This is a genomic window from Kordia sp. (assembly GCF_965224175.1).
In the GTDB taxonomy this organism is placed as follows: Bacteria; Bacteroidota; Bacteroidia; order Flavobacteriales; family Flavobacteriaceae; genus Kordia.
Genome location: NZ_OZ245041.1, coordinates 4,397,824 through 4,420,078, shown reverse-complemented (window position 1 = coordinate 4,420,078; position 22,255 = coordinate 4,397,824). Strand labels below are relative to the sequence as shown.

Genomic DNA, 22,255 nt, shown 5'->3' with positions numbered 1-22,255 from the left:
TCTGCCAAATGAGACTTGTTTCAATCATTATTTTTCTGTTTGTTTTTTCAGTTTCCTGCGAAAAGAAATCGAAGCACTCTACTACATCAGCGGTAGATTATAATGAAGTAGATACGTTTTTTGGCGACGATGTCTCTAAGCTTCTTTTTGATCATTTGTATATCGTTCTGGATAGCGTCTCATATACTGAATTAACTCAAAATGAATTCTTTAACAAGAACTATGTATCTATTGATGAAGGCTTACCAAATTTTAAAGCTGTTGATCAAAAAACTACAACTTGTTATTTAAGAGGTCATCAGCATTATATTGAAATATTAGGTCCAAACAATCAATTTAAAGAACCTATTGGAAAGAGTGGTATCGGCTTCTCTTTACAGAATAAAGGAGAACATTTTCATTTAGGCTTACAGCCAAAATTAAAAAAGGAAGAAACAGCATATTTAAGCATTTCTGAAACAGTTGCCGCACCTGTAGATACATATGATATTACTTGGTTTAAAGCTTTTTATTCCCCTTCTAAAAATACAAATCTCCATACATGGTATGCATTTTACAATCCCACATTTTTAGACAGTTTACAACAAAGAAAGCATACCTCTTATTCTCGGGAAGCTTTTTTACAAAAATCCTATAAAAAAGAATGTCTTTTCAAAAATATCAAAAGTATCACTATGAGTTGTACCGTTGAAGATTTTGATCGTATTGCTCAAGAAATGCGTCATTTAGTATGTGACCTTTTAAAAAACGAACATAATACACTAAGTATCGCTAGCGGTGATGTTACCGTAAACATTCATCTATCAAAACATGTTGAATTTAGCCGTATTACTGAAATACAATGCAGATTAAATGAAGTTGATAATAGCAAAATAAAATTAGGAAATCTTACTATAGTCAATCAAAATATGGAATCTGTATGGAATTTTGAAAACTTAAATAAAATCATCTTTAAAAAAAAATAATAACCAAAAACTATTAAAAATGAAAACATTACGTGTATTAGCCATTATGCTTCTTATCACAATTGGAGTTACTTCCTGTAAAGAAGAAAAAAAAGATACAAAAACTGATACCTCAGCAGATGTTGAAGTACAAAAATCTTCAACGCCTAAAGCGACCGAAATTACATTAGAAAAATTAGAAGGATCTCCAGCCTATGCTGATGCTGTATTAGCAATGAAATTTCCTGAGAATACAAAAATTGCGACCACAGGTGAAATCGATTTTAATTTTACTGTTAGTAATTATGAGTTAACACAACAAACTAGCGGACCAAACGCAAAGTTGTTGGCTAATTCTGGAAAAGGACAACATATTCACTTTATTCTAAACAATCAGCCATATTCTGCACATTATACTCCATCTTTTAAAAAGGAAATTCCGGAAGGCGTACATCATTTAGTTGCTTTCTTAAGTCGCTCTTACCATGAATCTGTTAAAAATGAGAATTCCGTAGTAGTAAAAAAATTAGAAGTTGGTAAAAACCCAGAAGATAAACATGGTTTTGACATGAATGCGCCAACATTAATTTACAGCAGACCTAAAGGAAAGTATTCAGGAAAAGACACAGAAAACTTATTGCTAGATTTTTTCGTATTGAATACGACTCTTTCAGAAACTGGACATAAAGTAAAGGCTACTATTAATGGCAAAACATTCACTATTACAGAATGGGCACCACATGTGATAAAAGGACTTCCAAAAGGTGAAGTAACAATTCATTTAAAATTAGTTGATAAAAACGGAGACTTTGTACCTGGTCCATTTAATGAAGTTACCAGAACAGTAACACTAACAGAGTAATACTTTCTATTCTTTTATTAAAAAAAGCCTTATTTGTTATAAATAAGGCTTTTACTAAACACAAGTTGATTTGGGGTAAATGAATTATGAACAAATTACTGTTTGATAAATCTTTTTGTGCTATTTTTTTGGTTTGATGTGACTTGCAGTACATACATTCCTGCTTGTAACCTACTCACATCAATAGTTGTTTGATTTGTAGCTAAAACATGCTTTCCTGTCATATCAAAAATGTTTATGGTTTGAATATTCTTGGAAGTTTGAATGTTCAAGGTAGCTTTTGCTGGATTTGGATAGACAGTAAAATCTAACGGAATCACAGCAACTTCTTCTGTACTTAACGTAGAATCATATTCATATGCGCCCATATCAATAGTTCCACCGATAATTCGAGTATTTCCATTTACATCTTCAAGAATAGAAGCTGGGAAAAACATATTATCTCCTGCGTCAATTGCTGGTGAACCTACAATCAATGTATAATCTTCTGTACTTGGATCGTTAAACATAGGATCTGCTGTTACAATATTACTCGTGTTTGTCCAGTTAGAGAATCCGTCAGAAGCCAAACTATTCGCTACTGTTACTGAATTTGGATTTGATTGTGTATCCCATTTACGAACACTTACCTGTTCCGTTCCATTGGACAATGTATTATTCCAAATGATGGTATTATATATTTCTAAGTTCGCAGTTCCACCAACTCTTGACATTGTAACTACGCCAGCTACAGTAGTGGCAGTTCCGTTTAAGGAATTATTAGTAATCGTACAATTAGTTAATATCCCATTATGTGTGGTCGCAACATCTGTTCTAAACCATAACAAAGCATTTCTACCTGTATCTGTATTTGAAATATTGGCAACCACATTGTCATGGAAGGAGCAGTTGATAAAACGTGTGGTAAGTGTGCCGTTGGTTCGTGGATTTACACCATAAAATACAGTAGCAAAACGACCTAAATTATTTTTAAATTCACAATTGGTAAAGGTATAATCGTAGTTTCCTGTTTGAGAAGCCACATGCTGATAATATACAACTCCTGCCGCTTCTACACGATTATCAGTAAATATTACATTGTTAAACGTCGCCTTCTTACAAGTTTCTATAATTCGTACTGCTGCACCTGATTTTAAGACACTACTTCCATTATCTGCATTTCCTCCCGAAATCGTAATTCCGTCTACAATTGCATTATCTTCTAGTATTTGTAGCACACGTCTCATATTATCTGAATACGTAGCATTATTAAAAGATAACACGCCATCATCGTTTCCTTGAATATCTCCTGATAAAATTGTTACGTTTAATGCTGGATTTCTTTGATTCACATCAGTTTCCGTTCCAGTAAAACCTCCATAAATAGATTGATCTGCATTGAGTGTAAAAACGACAATTCCGTTATTGAAATCTGGAGTATACGTTCCTGCTGCTACCCAAAAATCTGAAATAGGATTGTTATCTAAAGCATCGTTTAAAGATGTATACGCATCTGCCCAACTTGTTCCATCATTGGCACCTGTAGCGCTTTGATCTACATATACAATATTTTTTAAATAATTTGCAGTAATGGTTTTATCGCCATCCATTGTAATAGTTAATGGATTTGCGTTTCCTGTAGCATCGCCACTCCAATTATCAAACATAAAACCTGTATTTGGCGTGATGGTAACTGTTACAACAGTTCCATTATCATAGGTTCCGTTTACAGGATTAGGATTTGTAGTAATACTTCCGCCAACAGAATTTATGGTTAGTGTACGTTGAATAGGTGCAAATGTAGCTGTAAGCGCTTTGTTGCTGTCTAGTAACAGTTGTTCGTTTGGTGAACTTCCAGTAAGATCGCCTGACCAACCTGTAAACTCAAATCCTGCATTTGGAATAGCTGTTAGAGAAATTGTTTCTAAGAAATCAAATGCGCCGTTTGTTGAGTTTGGATTTGTGGTTACACTTCCGTTAGTAGCTAGTATGTTTACTATTGGTCGAAACGTGGTTGCACCAAATTCGTACACTCCTAAATCAACCGCAACATTAAAAATTCGACTATTTCCTACCAAATCGACATTAAGTGGTGTTGGTAATTTTGCATTATCTCCAAAATCAATTGCTGGCGAAGTTGTTTGTAATGTAAAATCGGCTGCACTTGTAAATAATGGATCCGAATTAATTGTAAGCACTTTATTTCCAGCTGCGATATTGGCAAAATCATCGTTTGAAATACTATTAGAGATTAACACAGTTCCAGTACTTGCATTGTTTCCCATAGATACAGCTCTTGATGTATTTCCTCCAGTCGTTGTATTGTTCCATACAATTGTATTTGCAATATCTGTGACCATTGTAGAACTGCTTTGTCCAAAAACAATTGGTGAGCGTGTAAAATTGTTCAATCCGCCATTGGTTCCTAAATCTTGATTGTTTACGACTGTACAGTTAATGATGTCCAGCGTAATTGTTAATCGTGCAGGAACACTATTTGAAACTGCCCAAACCATACTTCCTGCAAAACCTGCTGGTCCGCCAGTTCTGTCTTTTACCACATTATCTTTAAACAAACAGTTGTAAAGCATAACATTTGTATCTTCAGCGTTGGCATCACGTAGATAGATAGTCCCAATACGACTCAAATTATTTTCCACAACAGTATTAGTCACATTTACAGTTCGAGTACCATTTAAATAGGCTCCTAAACTCGAGAAGTTAAAAAATGCGCCGTTGTCTGCCACATTATTTTTTACGATACAGTTATTTACGGTAAAGCCTAACGGATTCGAAATAGCTATAAAAATTGCAGCACCTGATTCGCTGGAAGCTCCAATAGTATGTCCGTCGCTAATCGTAAAGCCATCAATGGTTGTGTTGTGTGCATTTAATCGTAATATATGTTGTGTATTGTCTGATCGTGTTGACTCTGAAAATTCAATAACATTGTTGTCATTGTTCATCAAATCTCCTGAAAGAATCGTTTCATTATTGGCAATGTTTCTTTGCGACAGTGATGTTTCTGTTCCTGCAAATCCGCCATATAATTTTACATCATCACTATTTACAGTAAATGATTGTGTTCTATCGGTTGTACTTGCCGTATACGTTCCGCTGGCAACCCAAATTTCATCGCCTGTAGTTACATTTGTTAACGCGTCTTGTAGTGACGTGTATGCGTTTGTCCATGACGAACCATCATTTAAACCTGTAGCATTTATATTTACGAATAAAGGTCCTTCGGTACGAAATGTAGTAGAAAATGACCATCCAGAAACTGGATTATACGTTGTGTTTCCGTTACATTTTTTACGGTAACGTACGGTATATTCTGATGAAAGATCTAAGTTATTGATGTTTACATTTCCATTTACATCACTTACAATTGTATGTGTGTTGAATGGTTGAGAAGATAATCCATACGCAATGTCAAAAGTATCTGTTTGTGGAAGTACTAATATTGCTGTATTTTCTGTGATGTTTGAGGTGCTAAGATCTGCAATATCTGGTGTTTCACAGACTGTATAACTGTTATCAGCCGTAATTTGTGATACTTCGGAAGCTGATAAAACTCTATTGTAAATGTAAATATCATCTATCGTTTGATCAAAAATATTTGCCGCCGTTAAACTTCCTGATTGATTGTTACCAACCGTAAAATTTGCAGCAGTGTTAATACCTTGACTTGTAAAAATACCTCCAACTTGAACATTTTCTACACGTGTTTGTTCTAAAACATCATCTATATAGTAATTATATGTAAACGGATACGTATTTCGTCCTGAAGCTGTATTGAATTGAGTTGCTTCTTTTTTGATGGTAATTGTTACATGACGCCATGCATCATTTGCAATAAATTCGCTAAACTCTAAGTTCGAAATTGCATATCCTTGTGCGCCTGTATTATTGTTGGCCACCACTCGACGTGAAGTTTTAACTGTAATTTTTCCATCTTTTAGAAAGATAAAAAATCCAGAACCAGGTCCGTTGATATTAAAACTTGCGCCAGGTCGTGTGCTTTTATCAAAAATGGTACGTTCGTTTCCGTCGATAATGTCTGTTTTTATCCAGAAAGAAATTGAGAAATCTGTAAATCCGAAGTTGGTACTTGAGAGGTAATCGCCATTTAGGGAAATACTATTGTTTGCTGTTGTAAATCTATCATTTACAGTAGTAAGTGCAGTACCATTTTGGGTAAAATTTTCACCGTTGGCAGCTTCCGTGAGACTTCCGTTTGTGAAGTCGTAAGCACGTTGCAAACCATTTGTGGGAATTTGTCCGAATGCAATAGAACAGAATAATAGGAATACTGAGAGTAATCGTGAATTCATAATGTGATTTTTGTGTTTTACGCTACAAAAGTCATCGTGAACCTTATCTATTTTTGGGTTTTATTTCTGAACTGTTTGATTTTTTTGCTGAAATGAATTTAGAAACGCGTTGCTTTAGACTTGTTTCACTCTTAGACTCGTTCCCGCGAAGGCGGAAAACTGTTAGATCGTGCTTCGGCGCTTTTGGATTTGCTTTTTATTTTAGACTCATTAGATACGCTTATCTTTTTTAAATTGTATTGATTTTATGGAAGATAAGACTTTCTATTATCTACTTTATTATGGATAGTGTATTGTAGTATTGCTATATGATTTAAAATTAACAAGCTTTCGATTAAACATTTAGCTAAATTAGAAGGATTGCTGGATTTAGCTTTTGTTATGGGTTAGAGCATACTCGACTTCGAGCTTTTTTTGAATAAGATCAGTAAGTATAAAATCATTTTTGGCTAAGTTATCTTTTTGATTTTTGCTAGTCTTATTATAGTCGTTTATACATTCATCTTTTCTAGTTTTTAGCTTTTCATAATCTTGTTTTATTATTTCAATATTTTTTTTATGACTTACAAATTTAATTTTATCTTTAAGTTGATTATGAATCATCGAAATGTCTTCAAGTGTGATTAATAACTTGATTATTGAATTATGACTTTCAATAGCTTGTCCATAGATCTCTGTTATTTTTAATTTAAAAGCATCATCTTTTAAATATATAAATAATTTTGTGTAGCTTTTTAGAACATTTCTATGAGCTTTTTTTAAGTTATTGATTGACTCCCTTAAAACCGTGTTATTATCATGATGAGTCAGAATAATATCAGAAAATTTCATAGAATCATAAACCCAAACAAAGTAATTATCATAAAAACTTAGTAAGCTCTCTTTTATTTCGAAGAAATGGTCAGCCTTTTTTTGGTTCTGAAAAGAGAATTCATTTTTTACTTTCTCAATTTCTTTGGTAATATTGGCTATATCTTGTTTGGTAGCTAAGTTTTCTCCCTTCTTTTTAAAATAACTTTTAAAAAATATTATGTAAAACCCTATTAAAACTATCAAGAATTCTAAAATTATTTTAATTGCTTCCATAATTATTTTTTAGCTTTATAAATAGAATATAAAAACAGAAATTCCTACTGTGGTTAAACTTATTTTTGTTTAAGAATTCAGCTATTTTTAAAACTGCAATTTTCTTACGCAACCTCAAAATCATCGAATGGGTTTTTCATTTTTTCTATCTATTATGAGATTCTGAATCAAGTTCAGAATGACGTTGGTGTATAACTTGAAATATTCCAAAAGCCAAAAGCGAAGCGCCCCAAAACCTAACAGCCAAACTAGCCCTGATAGAACGGCCTGTCTGAAATCCTTTTTTGACGCTTTGACGGAAAAAAAGATTGAGTAGTGATAGCAGGAAATAGCTCCTAATAGATTTGATTTTTATAAGGTTTCTAGACAGCGCTCGAAATGACATATTTTTATTGAACTAAATTATGTTTTTAAAATATTTCTGCAATGACTTGCATGAAGGTATCTTTTTTGTCGCGAGAAATTGGAATGGTTTTGTTGTTTTCCATGATGAGATGAAAACCATCTTTTTTGGAGAGTTCTTTGATGTGTTTTAGGTTGATTAAGTAGGAACGATGCGGCTTGTAGAAGATGGGTTTGTGTGCCAATTGATCTGCAAAATGCTTTAACGGCTTGCAAATGAATTCCGTTCGGTTTCCTTGCAAGTATACTTTGGTGTACATACCATCTGCTTCAAAATAGTAAATGTCGTCTTCGGCAGCAAAGATGATACCTTTGGGGATTTCGAGCGCTATTTTACTAACAGCCATTTGTTTGAATGCTAGTTTTAAATCGCGAATCTGTGTGTTGATGTTTTGATCGTTGATGATTTTTTCGGCTTTGCTGACCGCTTGCGTGAGTTCAGAAATATCAATGGGTTTTAGTAAATAATCTACGGCGGCCAATTTGAAAGCTTCTACCGCAAATTCGTTATACGCTGTGACAAAAATGATTTGAAAATCGACTGTTTCATTTTCAAAAAACTCCAAAATTTGTAAGCCTGAATGTTGCGGCATATCAATATCAAGAAAGACAATCTGCGGCTTTTTTGCTTTGATGGTTTTGACACCTTCGAGTAAGTTTGAGGCTTTATCAATTGTTGAAATTTGCGGGCAGTTTTGTTGCAATAGCGCTTCTAGCAAGTTTTGTGCTTTTCGTTCGTCATCTATAATTAGTGCATTCATGGCTATTTTTTTAAAGGGATTTTGATGCTAACACGCGTTCCTGTAGGTTGATTGTTTTCGTTAGTTAAGTCGCTTATGTTGACTTTTATTTTTTCGAGGCGATCTTTGTTAATGAGCTCTACTCGTTCAGTATTGGCACGCGTTGCAAAAGATTTGTAGTAGTGTGCTTGATTTTCTTTGAGTTTTTGCGCAGCTTCTCGTCCAATACCATTATCGGTAATTTCACATAAGAGTTGTTCGTTTTCTTTTTTGAAAGTAACTTCTAATTTTCGGTTGTCAATTTTATGATGTAACCCGTGTTTGATAGCATTTTCAATGTAAGGTTGAATGAATAGCGATGGAATTTTAATACTTTCCAATGCTAAGTTTTCAGCAATCGACACTGTATAGCTGAGTTCTTCTTCAAAGCGGACTTTTTCCAATTCTAAGTATAAATTTAATGCTTTTAGTTCTTGATCTAGTGTAATTTCTTTTTCTTGACTTTGCTCTAAGTAGGTACGAATGAGTCGAGAAAATTTTACCAAATATGTACTTGCCAAGCTTTGTTGATTGAGTACGATGTATTCTTGAATTGAGTTTAATGCGTTGAAGATAAAATGCGGATTCATCTGAGAACGTAAGTTTTCTAAACGTAGGTTTACCAGTTGTTTGTCAATTTCTAGTTGTTGTAATTCTTTGTTTTTTTGCGTTTCGCGAATGCGGATTTTCCTTCTGAAATAGAGAATGACTAAGGCGATTATTGCTAACATGATACAGGCAATAAACCAGGCTTGTTTCCAAAACGGAAGCGTAATGTTGAATTGGATACTTTTGATTTCAGAATATTGTGTTCCACCTACGTTTTTGGCTCGCAAGTTAAATGTGAAGTTTCCAGCAGGCAAGGTATTGAATTTAACTGCCAATTGCCCTTTATCTACCGTATTCCATGAGTCGTTGAAACCTTTGAGTTGGTATTCATATGTTACGAATTTATCTGATTGAAAACCTTTTGAATTGAATCGGATTTCTATTTCACTTTGTTGTTGTTTTATGGAGTATTTGGCAGCTAATGGAACTTGTGTTTCTTCTAAATGTACGTTTGTAAAATATGCTTGTGGCGTATTCCATTCTTTGAAAATTGTGAGTTTATTAAAACGGAACATTCCAATGTTTGCGCTGAATACAACTTCATTACCAAAGATTTCAATGTTATTGATATTATATGATAGTAAGCCATCACGTTTATTGAGCGTTTGAAACGTTTTCGTGTCACTTTTATAGTATTGCAAGCCATTGTCTGTTACAATCCATAGATTTTTACCATCAGTTTTTATCTTGTTAATAGCTTTTGAAGCCAAGCCATTTTCTGTGTTTAGTACCGCAACGACCTCATCATTTTTAATTCCTAATACACCATTGTCATACGTGGCAGTCCAAATAGTTCCGTCAATAGCTTCTTCAATGTCAAAACTAAAAACAGGTTTGCCTTGATGTTGAATCAGTTTTTGAAAATTGAATACGGAATCGTAGACTAATAATCCATCAATATTAGCAATATATGCTTTGTTTTTTTGTTTTGAGTATATGGATTTATAGGCTCTTTTAGGATTGATTTCTTTTAGTTTTTCATCATTTCCATAGAACGTTCCATGGGCATAACTTTGCAAATATAGATCGTCTTTTATATGCGAAATCGATTTTGCAGCACTTCGTTTTTGGATACGATTTATTGTTTTCTTTTCGGTATGATATTTTAAAAATTGTTTGTCTGAATTGCAATAAAGAATCTTGGTTGTAGGATTGTAATCTAGCGTTCGAATTGTAGAAATATCATTAAAATTATAGGTTTCTTTGATCGTTCCTTTTAGGTTGACCAATTGAATATTTCCTTTTTTATTTCCCATAAAATATGTCGAATCTGTTTTCTTTTCAAGAACTGTAATATCTCTTCTTTCATTAGAAATTGCTTGTAAACCTTCGTTCGGAATCACAAAAACTCCATTGCTCAACGTTGGAATCCATAAGTTATCTTGAAAATCTTTTATAATTTCTGTCGCAGCATACGATTGTAGGTAATGAGTTATCACTTTGAGTTGGTTTCCAGAGCGTTTTGCTACAAAAATGCCATTCATTGTGGCAAAATAAAAGAGTTTATCAAATTCTTGTATGACTTGTATTCTTATCTTTTGAAGTTCCGTAGGTAATTGCAGTGGTGTCAAAGTTTCGTTATGTATATGATATAAACTTTTTTGGTCACCTATTTTCGATTGAAACAATAATAAATACCCTTCAGAAACTTTATAAAAATGTGTGAATCCAGGATATTTTTTAGTAAGATTTAAAGGCGTTTTTACTACTTTATGAACTTCTTTCGTATCTAAATCTTGATATTGAAATTTATTTTCATTTGCTACATAATAATAACGATTGTTCTCTATATAACCAATATTAGTTCCAGACACATTTGGTGTAGTATATACAACTTCTTTGGTCTTAATATCTATCCAAATAGTTGCTTTAGGTACTCGAATTAGAAGATATTTTTCGTGTATTTCATAATCTGCCAGCGCACCATTTAAACGATTTTGAACATCAACAAAAAGTTGTATTTTGTTATTTTCAATGTAAAAAAACTGCCCCGCAATATTGTTAAACCACAATCTTCCTTTATGATCTAATTTTAGATTAAAAAATGAACGTCCACGTTTCTCAGGATGTGAGTAGGAAACATATTCTTTTCCGTCATAGCGAAAAAGTCCTTTATTACCCGCAAGCCAGATATTATTTTCAAGATCTTCAATGGCATCGTAAAATTCGATATCGGGCAAACCGTTTACTTCAGTTAAGTGAATACTAACAGGTTCTTGTGCCCAAATTATTAAGCTAATAAAGAAAAAATATATCGTGATTTGTCTTTGCTTCAAGTAAAAAAGTTTTTATAAAAGTAGCATAAAATATAAGAACCAAATCGCTTCCTTTCTGAAATGTAAGAGTTCTTTGCTGAACTACTAGTTTAGGGAAACATATTATGAACAAAGCTTTTTTGACTTCAGTAGTTTTATATCTTTGAATCCTCATTATTAGTAATAAGAGCGTGCTACAACAAAAAGAGCAACTAAATTTAGTTGCTCTTTTTAATCTTAAGAAATTTCTGTAGTGACCACGGCAGGATTCAAACCTGCGACCGCTGGAGCCGAAACTTAGAAATCGAGCTTACAAATAACTGCATATCAATTACTTAAAAAATTTAAATATTGCAAATCGATACTTTTCATGTATAAAACGATACTTCTAAAAGATACTTTTTATTTTTTTGATTCTACATACAATTCGTTCCTAATTTTATTTGTATCAACCTTTGTAAATATACATTATTATCTACTAGAAAATTACACAAATGGATTCACTTCAGGAGTGTTCCTGGAGGATACCTCCAAGCAACATATTGACTCTTATTCTCATCTACATCAAGGTGGACAAATGTTCTTCCAACTCCAATTCTTTTTATGCCTAAGTTACATGCTTCAGCTATAATTTGATTTCGGAAAAAACTAAAAGTAAACTAATTATCTATTGCCATACATTTAGCTACTTAAATCTCTCTTCTACTTGTCCAATCAAATGTAGCAATTCCAAAGAGGAGAGCTTACATTAGAAAGATCAAAAACTAAGAAGTTTATTAAAAGACAATTTCAATAAAGAATATATTTAGATTGTTGTGTGCTTTTAAGTTTCTTAAAAAACTACGACTTCTTCTATAACTCACAGAAAGTGTAATTCCTCCTTTAAGATGTACTAAACGGTATTTTTGTTCATAATATTTAACATTTAAAAGATTAATTAAATAAGAGCGGTGAATTCTAATAAAATTGTCTTTTCTTAAAAACTCTTCATAATATCCAATCGGTTTACAGCTTAAATATCTTGATCCACTTATTAGATAGAGCCAAGTATAGTTTACAGCTGATTTAGCATAAATAACTTGTTTTTTGTCCAAATAATCACCTTTATGTTTACTTCCCACAAGTATATAACTATGAGGGTTTTGCAGTAGTGATAATGTATTTGGAGTTATATCTTTCATTCGTATTAATATATTTTATGGTTTTCAAACTATAATCACTTTTAGATTTTAAGTTCTCTAAAAGTTTTTAGTAGCTAAAAAATTGTAAAACAAACCTCCCGAAAGAGGCTTGTTTGTTTATCATAATTGCTTTTTAGTACACGGCCTTTTATTGACACTGACATACATAAGCAAAATACTTTTCACTAATTGTTACTTACGAGGTATAGTTAGTGATATTTTAGTTGGATTTGGAATCATACTTCCTAGTACTGTTTTATGTGTTAGAGGAGTACCTCCAAAAGTACTCTGTCCTGATAATGAAATAGATAATTTCTTTAAGGAATACACTTCTTCAGAATCCATTAATAAGTGACGTTGTTTCATAAATTTCCTCTTATATGATATTGGCTGAGGCCCAATTGAGGAATTTTGGTGTTTATTTACATTCATTTTATCTCCATTTACTGTTAAACTCGTAGTTGTAAAGTCAAATTTTTGAAAGATATTTATTGGAGCGAATGTATATGACATACCAGATGTTTCTATTCCAATACCATCAAACGTTCTAGTGCTTGTATCATTATTTTCATAAGATACATTGGCGGTTATACTAACATTAAGTACTGTAAAAACCTTTGCATAACTTGAGACAACCATACCTCGTCCAGAACCGGTTCCGGTAATTCCTGTATCTTCAGTTTTCATTTTGAAATCTTCTTTTCCAAATAAATCTTTAACAATATCTTGATTTTCAGGACCAACATAGGTTTGCCCCTCTTTCACTTGATAAGGATTTGTTACCGTATTGTCCCAAATATATTCTCCATCTTTATTTTTTATCCAATCGGTAGGTCCTTCTCCTGTCGGATCAATTAAATTGATAGGATTCCCCATGGTATAGTTGTAGCTACTCCACGAATGGAACTTTTCGGCTAATGGGTCTACATTCATATATCTCCCTAATTCACGGTTGTAATATCGTGCGCCATGATATCCATATCTTGTATCTTCATCGTACTCATGCCCTGTGTATTGGTAACGGTTTCCTTCAGCATCAGTTACTATTTGACGGGCTGGCATACGCATTCCAAATGGATAATGATCATTTGCGTTTACCTCAGCTCCTGTGGCATCCATTACAGCTCTTTTTGTTCCAAGCCAATCTGTAATGTTATAGAAATAATCTGTAATCACTATTCCTGCATTATTGGAAACAGCCACATAGCCTTCCGATGTTTGGTAACTTACTACTTCGTTGTTTTGGTTAATTATTACACCATCCAAATAGTAGCTTTTGTTGTTTACACCTGCCTCTTTTGCGATGCGTTGACCATTACTATCATAACGATACTTTCTAGTTCCGTTCGAATTGGTAATAGACATTGGTAATTCGTCGTAATCATCATATGAAATATTTGAAATATCATTTCTAGAATCGGTTATGATATTTCCATTAGTGTCATAGTTATATGAGTGATTTTCAAAAATACCATTGGTATCCCATTCGACTTCCGTTAATAGATTATTTTGTGCATTTGCATACATGTAGTTTTGCGCTGCTTTTATTCCATTTTCATCATTTCGATTTAAATCGGTAATGTTTCCATTCGCAGTATACCAATACGCAGTATCATATTTTGTACTGTTGGTCACATTTGTTGGGAACGGGAAACTAGGTAAAAAGCCATAGATGGTAGCATTGGCATTGGCATCGCATGGAACACTACTATTGTACGGCATGCCAGAAAGTACTATTTGAGTATACTTCATTTTTGCAGGCGTCATTCTACCATCTCTCAATGCATCTAGATGTCTATGATCCCTTTCTTGTGTCGCACGATACATTTCAAAGGCTTTAGAGTCAATTCTTTCACGATCTAATCTGCCGATGTAGTTTGCTAAAAATCCTTCCTTTTGAGTTTCCGTCATTGCATTGTATGCCACATCTGCATTTACATATTCTGAACGCAGTACGCGTATACTGTTCAATGCTTGTTTGGAAGTTTCTACATTAATTCCATCTTCAATTTGACGATTTAAACCATCAACAATGTTATTTAGGTATTCATCTACAGCGATGCCATTGTCTCCGCATAAGAAGTCGTTAGGAATGCTTCCAAATAGTTCATCAACATTTGCAAATGGATTTTCTGATTGTGTTCCTAAACGATAATCTGCACCTATCAATCTATTCATTTTATCATAATAGTAATGATATTGATTGATATTTGAATTTGCTCCATTGGTTGGATCAAATAGTTCATTACTCCAAAATTGGTCTGTAATGTTTCCTATTGGATCGTATTTCAATCCAAATCGGAAATATTTCGAAGTTTGATGCGTTAATTGATCACGAATATCAAACTTATAGAAATGATAATCTAAATGTGGATCTGTTGCATTTCCTGTTGTCCCCATTCCTTTAACGAGAAGATTTCCCAGTACATCGTAATAGTATTGTCCTGTTTGAGTGGTGGTGCCATTCCAAATAGAACTATTGGTTTGTGGTCTAGCAAAATTATCTAGATTCGTTTTCCATTCAAAATTATACGTACTTTCCGTTGGATGTGTATATCGTTTTCCAATTGGAAGTCTAACTTCATTGTAGTCATAGGAAATTGTATGCGGATCTAGGTCTTGATAGTTATAAGTCACATTTGCAAGTTGTCCGTCTGCCATATATGCAAAACATTTTTTATCTATTGTTTGTGCAGTAATTGTAAAATCACTGTTTACAACATGATCATTATACACGGTTTCACATAACTTTGTATTACTATTGAATTCATCACGAGAACCATCGAATTCAAAACTTTGATGCAATTGTCCAAGTGGATCACTTGCTTCTGGGAAGTTTTGATCTTCAATTTTCGTGTAATCATCAAAATAAAGTTGCCCAGTGAATGAAGGTTGAGACGTAGCAACTTGTTTTTGTCCTGTTTCTTGGATTCTTCCCCACGCATCGTACTTCCAATATGCAAATTGATCTGTACCAAATGTGTTGCTATTGGTAGCGTCTATATCTTTTTGATCACGTATAAATCGAATTTGTCCATATTTGTCGTAACGGAGTTCTGAAGTTCCTTTATCAGCAATGGTTTTCTTTACAATTACACCTAAACTATTGTACTCATAGGTGTTTTCTTTTCCTGTTGGATCAACCACTTTTATCAATCTACCTTCAGGATCGTATACAAACCATGTTTGTGCAATTGTATTTCCTGTAGTCAACCCAATGGTTCCATCTGCATATTGAACATGATTTTCTCCAATAGTTTTTTCTTCCAATATAACACGTCTTAAATTATCCATATAGGTTTTTGTTACATTACCATTGGCATCTGTCAATTCATGGATAAGTAAACTACCCGCTGGATAATTTTGTGTACTAGGTGTTGTCCCATAAGGAGCAAATAGCGGATTGATTGATACGTAATCTTGTTGAGACGCTATGATTGCTGTTTCACTATTTTCTCTTGGTAATGACATGCTTGCAACTTTCATTTCAGGTTTTGCTTCATAGACTACCTCTGTAAGCGCATGACTTGATGAATATAAATCCTGGACATTGAAGATATAATCGGTGTCATAATTGTCTTCTAGGGTTGCACCCATTAATGTATATGGTTTAAACGTTGCTGTTGTGAAACCTTTATTATTGAAGTAATTGGATTCTGTAACAACACGTGCATCTTTAACAAGGTCTGAGATCATAGTTTGTTTTGTTTTCCCAAAACCATCTAGATAATTACGTGATTCATTAAAAACTCCATTGGAAACCCATTTACGTTCCGTTATATGATTTACTTGATTCGTCCAATTTGGATGTTCAAAATACGTTTGTTCAGAAATAGTTGTACCATAGGCATTCTTTTGAACAATTGGTCTCCCTTTTTCATCAAAAACAGATTCCGTAAAGACATCATTGTTATTCGTTGTAAAAGTATCATTACCAAATTTGTCATAGGTTTTATACGTGTACTTTGATCCTGTTGGATAGATAATTATATCGTCAGCAAATACAGATTTATACTCTGTAACTGATGCTCCAATTTGTTCGCGTTCATTTTGAACATATACGTCTAACCATTTCACTCCTCCTTTTAATACAGGCATCGTAACTGTATATTGTTTCCAGTCTTTTGAGAGTGATTCAGGATAGAACACTTTTCGTTCTAACAAAACAGTGTGATCAATATTGTATACGTCACAGATAATTTTCACTCCTTGTTGGTTGTTGTTTTCACTAACTGTTCCTCGTTGATAAATATTGTCTCCATCGATGTCTCCGCTTTTGAGTATGGCGTCTCCGACACCAATAGCAGTAATATCATAATCATATTTTAACCAAACAGAAGCTTCATAGGACCATTGACATTCATTCTGCTGTGAAGGTGCAACATACGGATCCATACATGCCATTCCTGACCCAGGGAAAGGCGCCGTAAGATTTACAGGACGAACCGCAGTTTTTGTAGGACTTTCGCCGGCATCTTTCAAGGTTGGAAGTTTGTAACTGTATTTTCCCGTTCTAGCATAGGTTTTTGAAAGATTGTATACTGGGTTTTTCTTTTTAATAATAGTTTCAGAAATGGTCAGTGCTGCTCCTTCATCAGTGGGATTGGCAACTCCTCCAAAAACACCATTAAGCGTATAAGACGACTCAGGAAATTCTAATGGATCCGCAAAACAAAGAATATAATCTTTCAGCTGAACGTCAATCCAATTTGGTAATACACCATTAGCGATGTAGTCAGTCCGATCAAGGATTGCAGTAACCGTGGTTTCAATGCTCCAGGAGTAGTTTGATGGAACCGCATACTCACCTCCAGTTAATTTTATTTCTACAACATCACCCACCGTAAGTCCTAAGGTATTATCTGTCATTACATAATTATGATGTTTACTCATAGTTTCAGCGGTTGTCAATCCTCCCGAAGGAATTGGATGTCCGCAAGGATTTTGAACTACCAGTGTTGAGAATCCAATTTCTTCTCCTGTTTCAATATCAGCGGTAAACCATTTTTCATCTTGATAGTCATCATTATCCCAATCTTCTATATTATGTCTTCCTGTGAAATCTTCGAAACCTGAGTAGGTACTATCAAATGCTTCAATTGGACTAGAGATCGTTGCTTTTGGTAAGTTTATATTGTTTCCAAACACAGTTTTTGAATACAAACGATTCGCTCTTGAAGAAATCAATTGTCCTGGTTTGTTGTATGCTATGTTATCATTTTGTGTAATTCTCCAATTAGGATTGGAACTTGAATTGATATCGAAAGGAGTCAATGTAAATGTTCCAAAAGTAGCATCTAAATTTGTTTCATACGCATACGATGCTTCCACTCGCGGAACAGCATAGGAATTCAAATCATAGGTAATCATCTTGGCACTTACAGCGTTACTTGGTAACACTACATTTAAATAAGATGTAGTTTCCGTTGGTAACGATAACATATTTTTATTTAGAAAAACATTTTGGGGAGCAGCAATATATGTCTCATAAGCATACGTATACTCAGTAATGAGTTCATCGAAAGTGTATCCAGTAGAAGCTTTTTCCTGTGCAAGCTGATACCTGCTATTGTAATCGTATTCTGTTATTGAAGACAATCCCTTATAATTATTCTCTCTCTTTTTTAATGTTGTTTTGAAAGAAGCCCATCGTTCATATTTGTAAGGACTTTGTGATTGATATGGAAGGCTATGTCCATCAGTAATATATTTTGAAGTAATATAACCAAATCCTGTGTCTCCTGGATTTGGTGCTCCTATTGACCAAAAATATATATTTCCAACATTGTAGGTGTTTGTGTTGTAATTAGGAGTTATGGGTAAGTAAATTTCAAATGAATTATCCCATAATTCTATCGTATTTGAATTATTATTGACTTGAGAATAGTCAACTTCAAAATCCTTTGATTCAAGCTGTGTGCGTTCATATGTATATGTTTCCTCTTGATAAGGAGTTGATCCATTGGCATCAAAACTTTCAATTTTAAGTAATTGAATAGGTTGTAATGACAAATCTGTTTTTGCCAAAATATAGCGATTATCTAAAGAACCATCATTTGGCTTTTTTACACAAAATAAGTTAAAGTCGTCATATTCAACAATAGTAGTTCCGTTTAAAGGTCCATAATGTGAACGTTTAAAAGAATCATCAATCATCTTTTCATCAACATATTCGTAAAAATGAACTGCTCGGTATTCATCTAATGCGACTCCTGAAAGTGCGGCATATCTCATTTTTTCTTCAAAATCGTTAATATAATTATCTCCAGTTACTGAAGCTGGACCATAATTATCTATCTCCCATCGATGACGTAGTTTTTCAAGGATTAAGAATTGATTAAACGTGCCGTATATGGATTGAATACATTCAGCAGGAAGCGCAGAGTAGTGACCTGTTCCATAATCATATTCAAAAACAACATCGAGATTTACTCGGTCTGAGATCGTTTTCTTTTTTAATCTAACACCAAAGTTTGAAGGTATATCTAATTCAAATGTAGCTGTCAATTCTTTTTGCCTATTATTTGATCCTATTCCTTGTCCTAAATTTGCTGCATATTGATTGTGTGCGTCTTGTACATATGAACGCTTCTTTGCAAGTGCATTATATTCTTTTACAAGCGGCACTTCATTTTCGTTAAAATCCCAATTTGATTTATCATTGATATCGAATGTCCCAGATTCATATTCAAAACTAACTTGCCCACCAGTTGGATACGTGATTTTTGTTAAACTCCATGCTTCAGTACAACTTGTACAGTTTTCAGCATACAAATAACCGAAAACATCTTTTATAGGTTTTAGCGCAGGATTTATTGTTTCTTCAATAACTGTAAAACTTCCTTGATCAAGTGCTCCAGACTCAGCAAAGTCTATTGCTTCTGCTAAGGTTTCAATTTTATGATGTTTCTGCGTAAATGGAATGTCAATTAAAAATTCATATGTAGGAAGATCAGTATGTAACATATTTTGATAAGAAATACCATCTGGCTGTAATATTTGCTCCGTATATATATGGTTTCCGCCAATTCTCGGATCAGCTTTTGGCACACCAGATTGTCGCACCGAAGGCGACGTCCATTGTTTTATAATGTTTCGTTTATGAATTTCGGAATAACTCGGATTATAGGCATATTCGAATTCGTATTGTGTTTTTTGAGAAGCATCCATATCGCCACCGAATAGTTCGATACCAAGCAATGTTGTTTTTCCCCTTTTATCTCCTTGCTTAAATTCCTCAATATCAAAATAGGTTTGTGAAGGAGTTCCGATATGTGTTCCATCAGCACGTGTTTTAGGCGTGTCATCATTATCTCGAATTACATAATCTGATACCGCCAATTCTTCAGGACTTCCTTTGTCAGCATACTTAAATACAATTCCTTGTGTTAGTGTGTTTTCAGTTGTATAAATGGTTTTGTCAATAAATTTACTGTATACTTTGATTGAATCATACTTCATTGTCTCCACAGGATATTTAATATCAAAATCAGAGGGAGAACCATTGGCACCAGCCGCGCAATGACGGTTTTCATAGTAAAACTCATTCCCTACACGATTTGCAGGTTTTGCTAAATAATCATGATCCACATCAAATCGTTTCGAAATTGTAAAATCTACTTCCTGAATCGGCGTTACAATCTTAGTTAAATAAGCACGCTCACGCATTAACGAAGAAGCCTGGTCCGTTTGAGAAAACGATGACCATTCACGATGTTTAGGAACATTAGCATGAAAACTTGAAGTTCCATTTTTAGGAACTGTCTCCACATACTGTGTTTTTTCAGTATATTCAAAACGAATCCAATCTCCTGCATCTTCGTCATCTGCAATTCCGTTTCCATTCAAATCCTCATAATCTGGAGAACGAATTTCAGTCAAAAGCCACTCAGCAATATAGTCTAGCTTCCAGAAATTTCCCATAGTTGAATTTCCAGCACTGCTACCAGTAGTAGTTGACCAATATGGTGATTCTTGAAGAATGAACTTTTGTCCACGCAATGGTCTTCCAAAAACGTAGTGAGTTCCATTTTCATCAGTGATTGTAAAAGAATTAAAATCTTCATATTCTACTTGATTGGTTGAAGCAACATCCGCAAATTTTGCCTTTCCATTAATAACATAAGGTAAAACACCTATTGCCGCAGCAAAGTTGACTGAAGTATTAAATTTTGTCTTATCACCTACATATGTAGGGCCGGCTCCCATGTCTTTTTCATTAATACGAGAATATTCCTGATCAATGATAAAGGTTTTAACGCTATGATCAATCATCCAATTTTCATATTCATTAAGCTTCCAATTATGATTGTCTCCAATAGTACCTCCATTCCAAAATGAATTGGAACCAAATCCGGGAACACTTACATGATAAAAATCACTTAAAGGCATCGGACGATTTCCTGAAGGAACTAAAGTATTGTACTGTAAAATTTGATTATGAGTTGTTGGATTAATACTATTTCCGATAGGATTCAACCAGCCATCATTTCCTCCTACAACCGAACAATTCATATCACCTTCATGTTCTGTTGAGGAATAGTCGGGTTCAAAAGCTCCGTAGTCTCTAGTAATGCTTCCAACTGGAAGTACCCAACCAAGTCCTACAGGACCACTTTTCTGGTCGACTTTGATCCCCGCAGTATAGTTTAATTGAATTGGAAAAGACATCGTCCTCGAGGTAACGTTTACTAAAGGAACAGAAGTTGACATGGCTCCAGATTGTCCAACAGACGAATTATCTGAAGAGGCGCTCTTGGTTAATTCTTTACTAGATGTTTTAATCCCATCTAGTTTTTCTGAAAATGTTTTTTGGGGAACTTGCGCTAGAGTTAATTGTGTGCTGACAAGAAGCAACCCTAAAATTTGAAAATATTTGGATATATTCATAATAATGTTTTTATACAGGATATCTATTTTTTTGGTCAACATTGAGCCTAGAGATAAAGAAATGTATCGTCTTTTTAAGGCTCATTTTTCTTAAAGAATGATTCAGTGAAAGTGTGCGTTAAATTCGGAAGTTATACTCCATATACTCTTTGAAATGGATGCATGTAATTCTCCCAGCGTTAATTGTTACGAGCATAAAAATGAGGTCGTTTTTTTGCAATACCATTGCTATCAAATTTTCCTTTTCGACTCGTTAAAAGGGTTTAATTTTGGTTTTTCATACTAATCAAGGTTTTAATGAATTTGATTCAAAGGAAGTGTATTAATGCCTGTAAACAAAGGAATCTATTTGACCTTTTATAAAAGATCAATTGCGTTTTTATAAAATATAAATAACTTATTACAGTGAGTATAAGCTCTCTCCCTTAATTAGAATTGTTTAATTTTTATGACCTTAATTAGGTATAAATACACGAATATATATTCACTTAAAAATAAAAATCAGCTTTATGATTTATTCCAAGTTAAGAGGGCACCACCAATTTATAAGCAATGAATTGTAGCATTAAATTCACCAATTGATCCATCGAAAATGAAAAGTTGTTTCTTGGATTCTATCTTACCTGTATTATGAAACTCTAATAATATTCTAACCGCTCTAATTATATCTTTTTCTCTTTTTGATAATGTAGAATAATCTCGATTCCCTATATGTTGAAATAAAAACCCTGTGTATACTCTCTTGATAAACTTTTTTAAATTGTTGGGACTAGCATCAAAAAACTGGACAGTAAAGATAAGGGAGCTAAGTTATTAGTTTATATCAAATAATTTTTAACAACTTTAAAACGGAAATTATTTCCTTTAAAATTCTCCCCAGAAGCCACTAAATCATAAATTCTTAATATTCAACACATTGAACACTAAAAATCTTA

At 33.7% G+C, this 22,255-nt stretch carries 8 protein-coding genes; 2 read left to right on the top strand and 6 right to left on the bottom strand.

Translation table 11 applies throughout. The features are described 5' to 3' along the window. The first annotated feature begins 8 nt into the window (after positions 1-8). Together ACOQOS_RS19125 and ACOQOS_RS19120 are read left to right on the top strand one after the other, a co-directional pair. Positions 9-965, top strand: coding sequence for a DUF5829 family protein (locus ACOQOS_RS19125; protein ID WP_420572079.1), 957 nt, complete (start codon positions 9-11; stop codon positions 963-965). Between the two features lie 19 nt (positions 966-984). Next, complete coding sequence (locus ACOQOS_RS19120) at positions 985-1,806, top strand: hypothetical protein (RefSeq protein ID WP_420572078.1); 822 nt, start codon at positions 985-987, stop codon at positions 1,804-1,806. 95 nt (positions 1,807-1,901) lie between these two features. On the opposite strand, the gene ACOQOS_RS19115 is transcribed toward ACOQOS_RS19120, so the two are convergent. The 6 genes from ACOQOS_RS19115 to ACOQOS_RS19090 form a co-directional block, all read right to left on the bottom strand. Further along, positions 1,902-6,119: an InlB B-repeat-containing protein gene (locus tag ACOQOS_RS19115; protein WP_420572077.1), complete on the bottom strand. Its 4,218-nt coding sequence runs from the start codon at positions 6,117-6,119 to the stop codon at positions 1,902-1,904. Positions 6,120-6,488: 369 nt separating this feature from the next. Then, positions 6,489-7,205 carry a hypothetical protein gene (locus ACOQOS_RS19110; RefSeq protein WP_420572076.1) on the bottom strand — a complete coding sequence of 239 codons (717 nt, stop codon included), beginning with the start codon at positions 7,203-7,205 and terminating at the stop codon, positions 6,489-6,491. A 410-nt stretch (positions 7,206-7,615) separates the two neighbouring features. Next, positions 7,616-8,368, bottom strand: coding sequence for a LytR/AlgR family response regulator transcription factor (locus tag ACOQOS_RS19105; protein ID WP_420572075.1), 753 nt, complete (start codon positions 8,366-8,368; stop codon positions 7,616-7,618). Positions 8,369-8,370: 2 nt separating this feature from the next. Next, the gene (locus ACOQOS_RS19100; protein WP_420572074.1) at positions 8,371-11,271 is read right to left on the bottom strand and encodes a histidine kinase; all 2,901 of its coding nucleotides are present in this window, start codon (positions 11,269-11,271) and stop codon (positions 8,371-8,373) included. Positions 11,272-12,026: 755 nt separating this feature from the next. Next, on the bottom strand, positions 12,027-12,431 hold the full coding sequence (locus ACOQOS_RS19095) for a LytR/AlgR family response regulator transcription factor (RefSeq protein WP_420572073.1): 405 nt from the start codon (positions 12,429-12,431) through the stop codon (positions 12,027-12,029). A gap of 192 nt (positions 12,432-12,623) precedes the next feature. Beyond that, positions 12,624-21,320, bottom strand: coding sequence for an RHS repeat domain-containing protein (locus ACOQOS_RS19090; protein ID WP_420572072.1), 8,697 nt, complete (start codon positions 21,318-21,320; stop codon positions 12,624-12,626). Positions 21,321-22,255 lie beyond the last annotated feature (935 nt).

Bases quoted from the DNA above. Each gene is read 5' to 3' on its own strand.
- ACOQOS_RS19125 (WP_420572079.1), top strand. From the start codon at position 9: ATGAGACTTGTTTCAATCATTATTTTTCTGTTTGTTTTTTCAGTTTCC.
- ACOQOS_RS19120 (WP_420572078.1), top strand. From the start codon at position 985: ATGAAAACATTACGTGTATTAGCCATTATGCTTCTTATCACAATTGGA.
- ACOQOS_RS19115 (WP_420572077.1), bottom strand. From the start codon at position 6,119: ATGAATTCACGATTACTCTCAGTATTCCTATTATTCTGTTCTATTGCA.
- ACOQOS_RS19110 (WP_420572076.1), bottom strand. From the start codon at position 7,205: ATGGAAGCAATTAAAATAATTTTAGAATTCTTGATAGTTTTAATAGGG.
- ACOQOS_RS19105 (WP_420572075.1), bottom strand. From the start codon at position 8,368: ATGAATGCACTAATTATAGATGACGAACGAAAAGCACAAAACTTGCTA.
- ACOQOS_RS19095 (WP_420572073.1), bottom strand. From the start codon at position 12,431: ATGAAAGATATAACTCCAAATACATTATCACTACTGCAAAACCCTCAT.
- ACOQOS_RS19090 (WP_420572072.1), bottom strand. From the start codon at position 21,320: ATGAATATATCCAAATATTTTCAAATTTTAGGGTTGCTTCTTGTCAGC.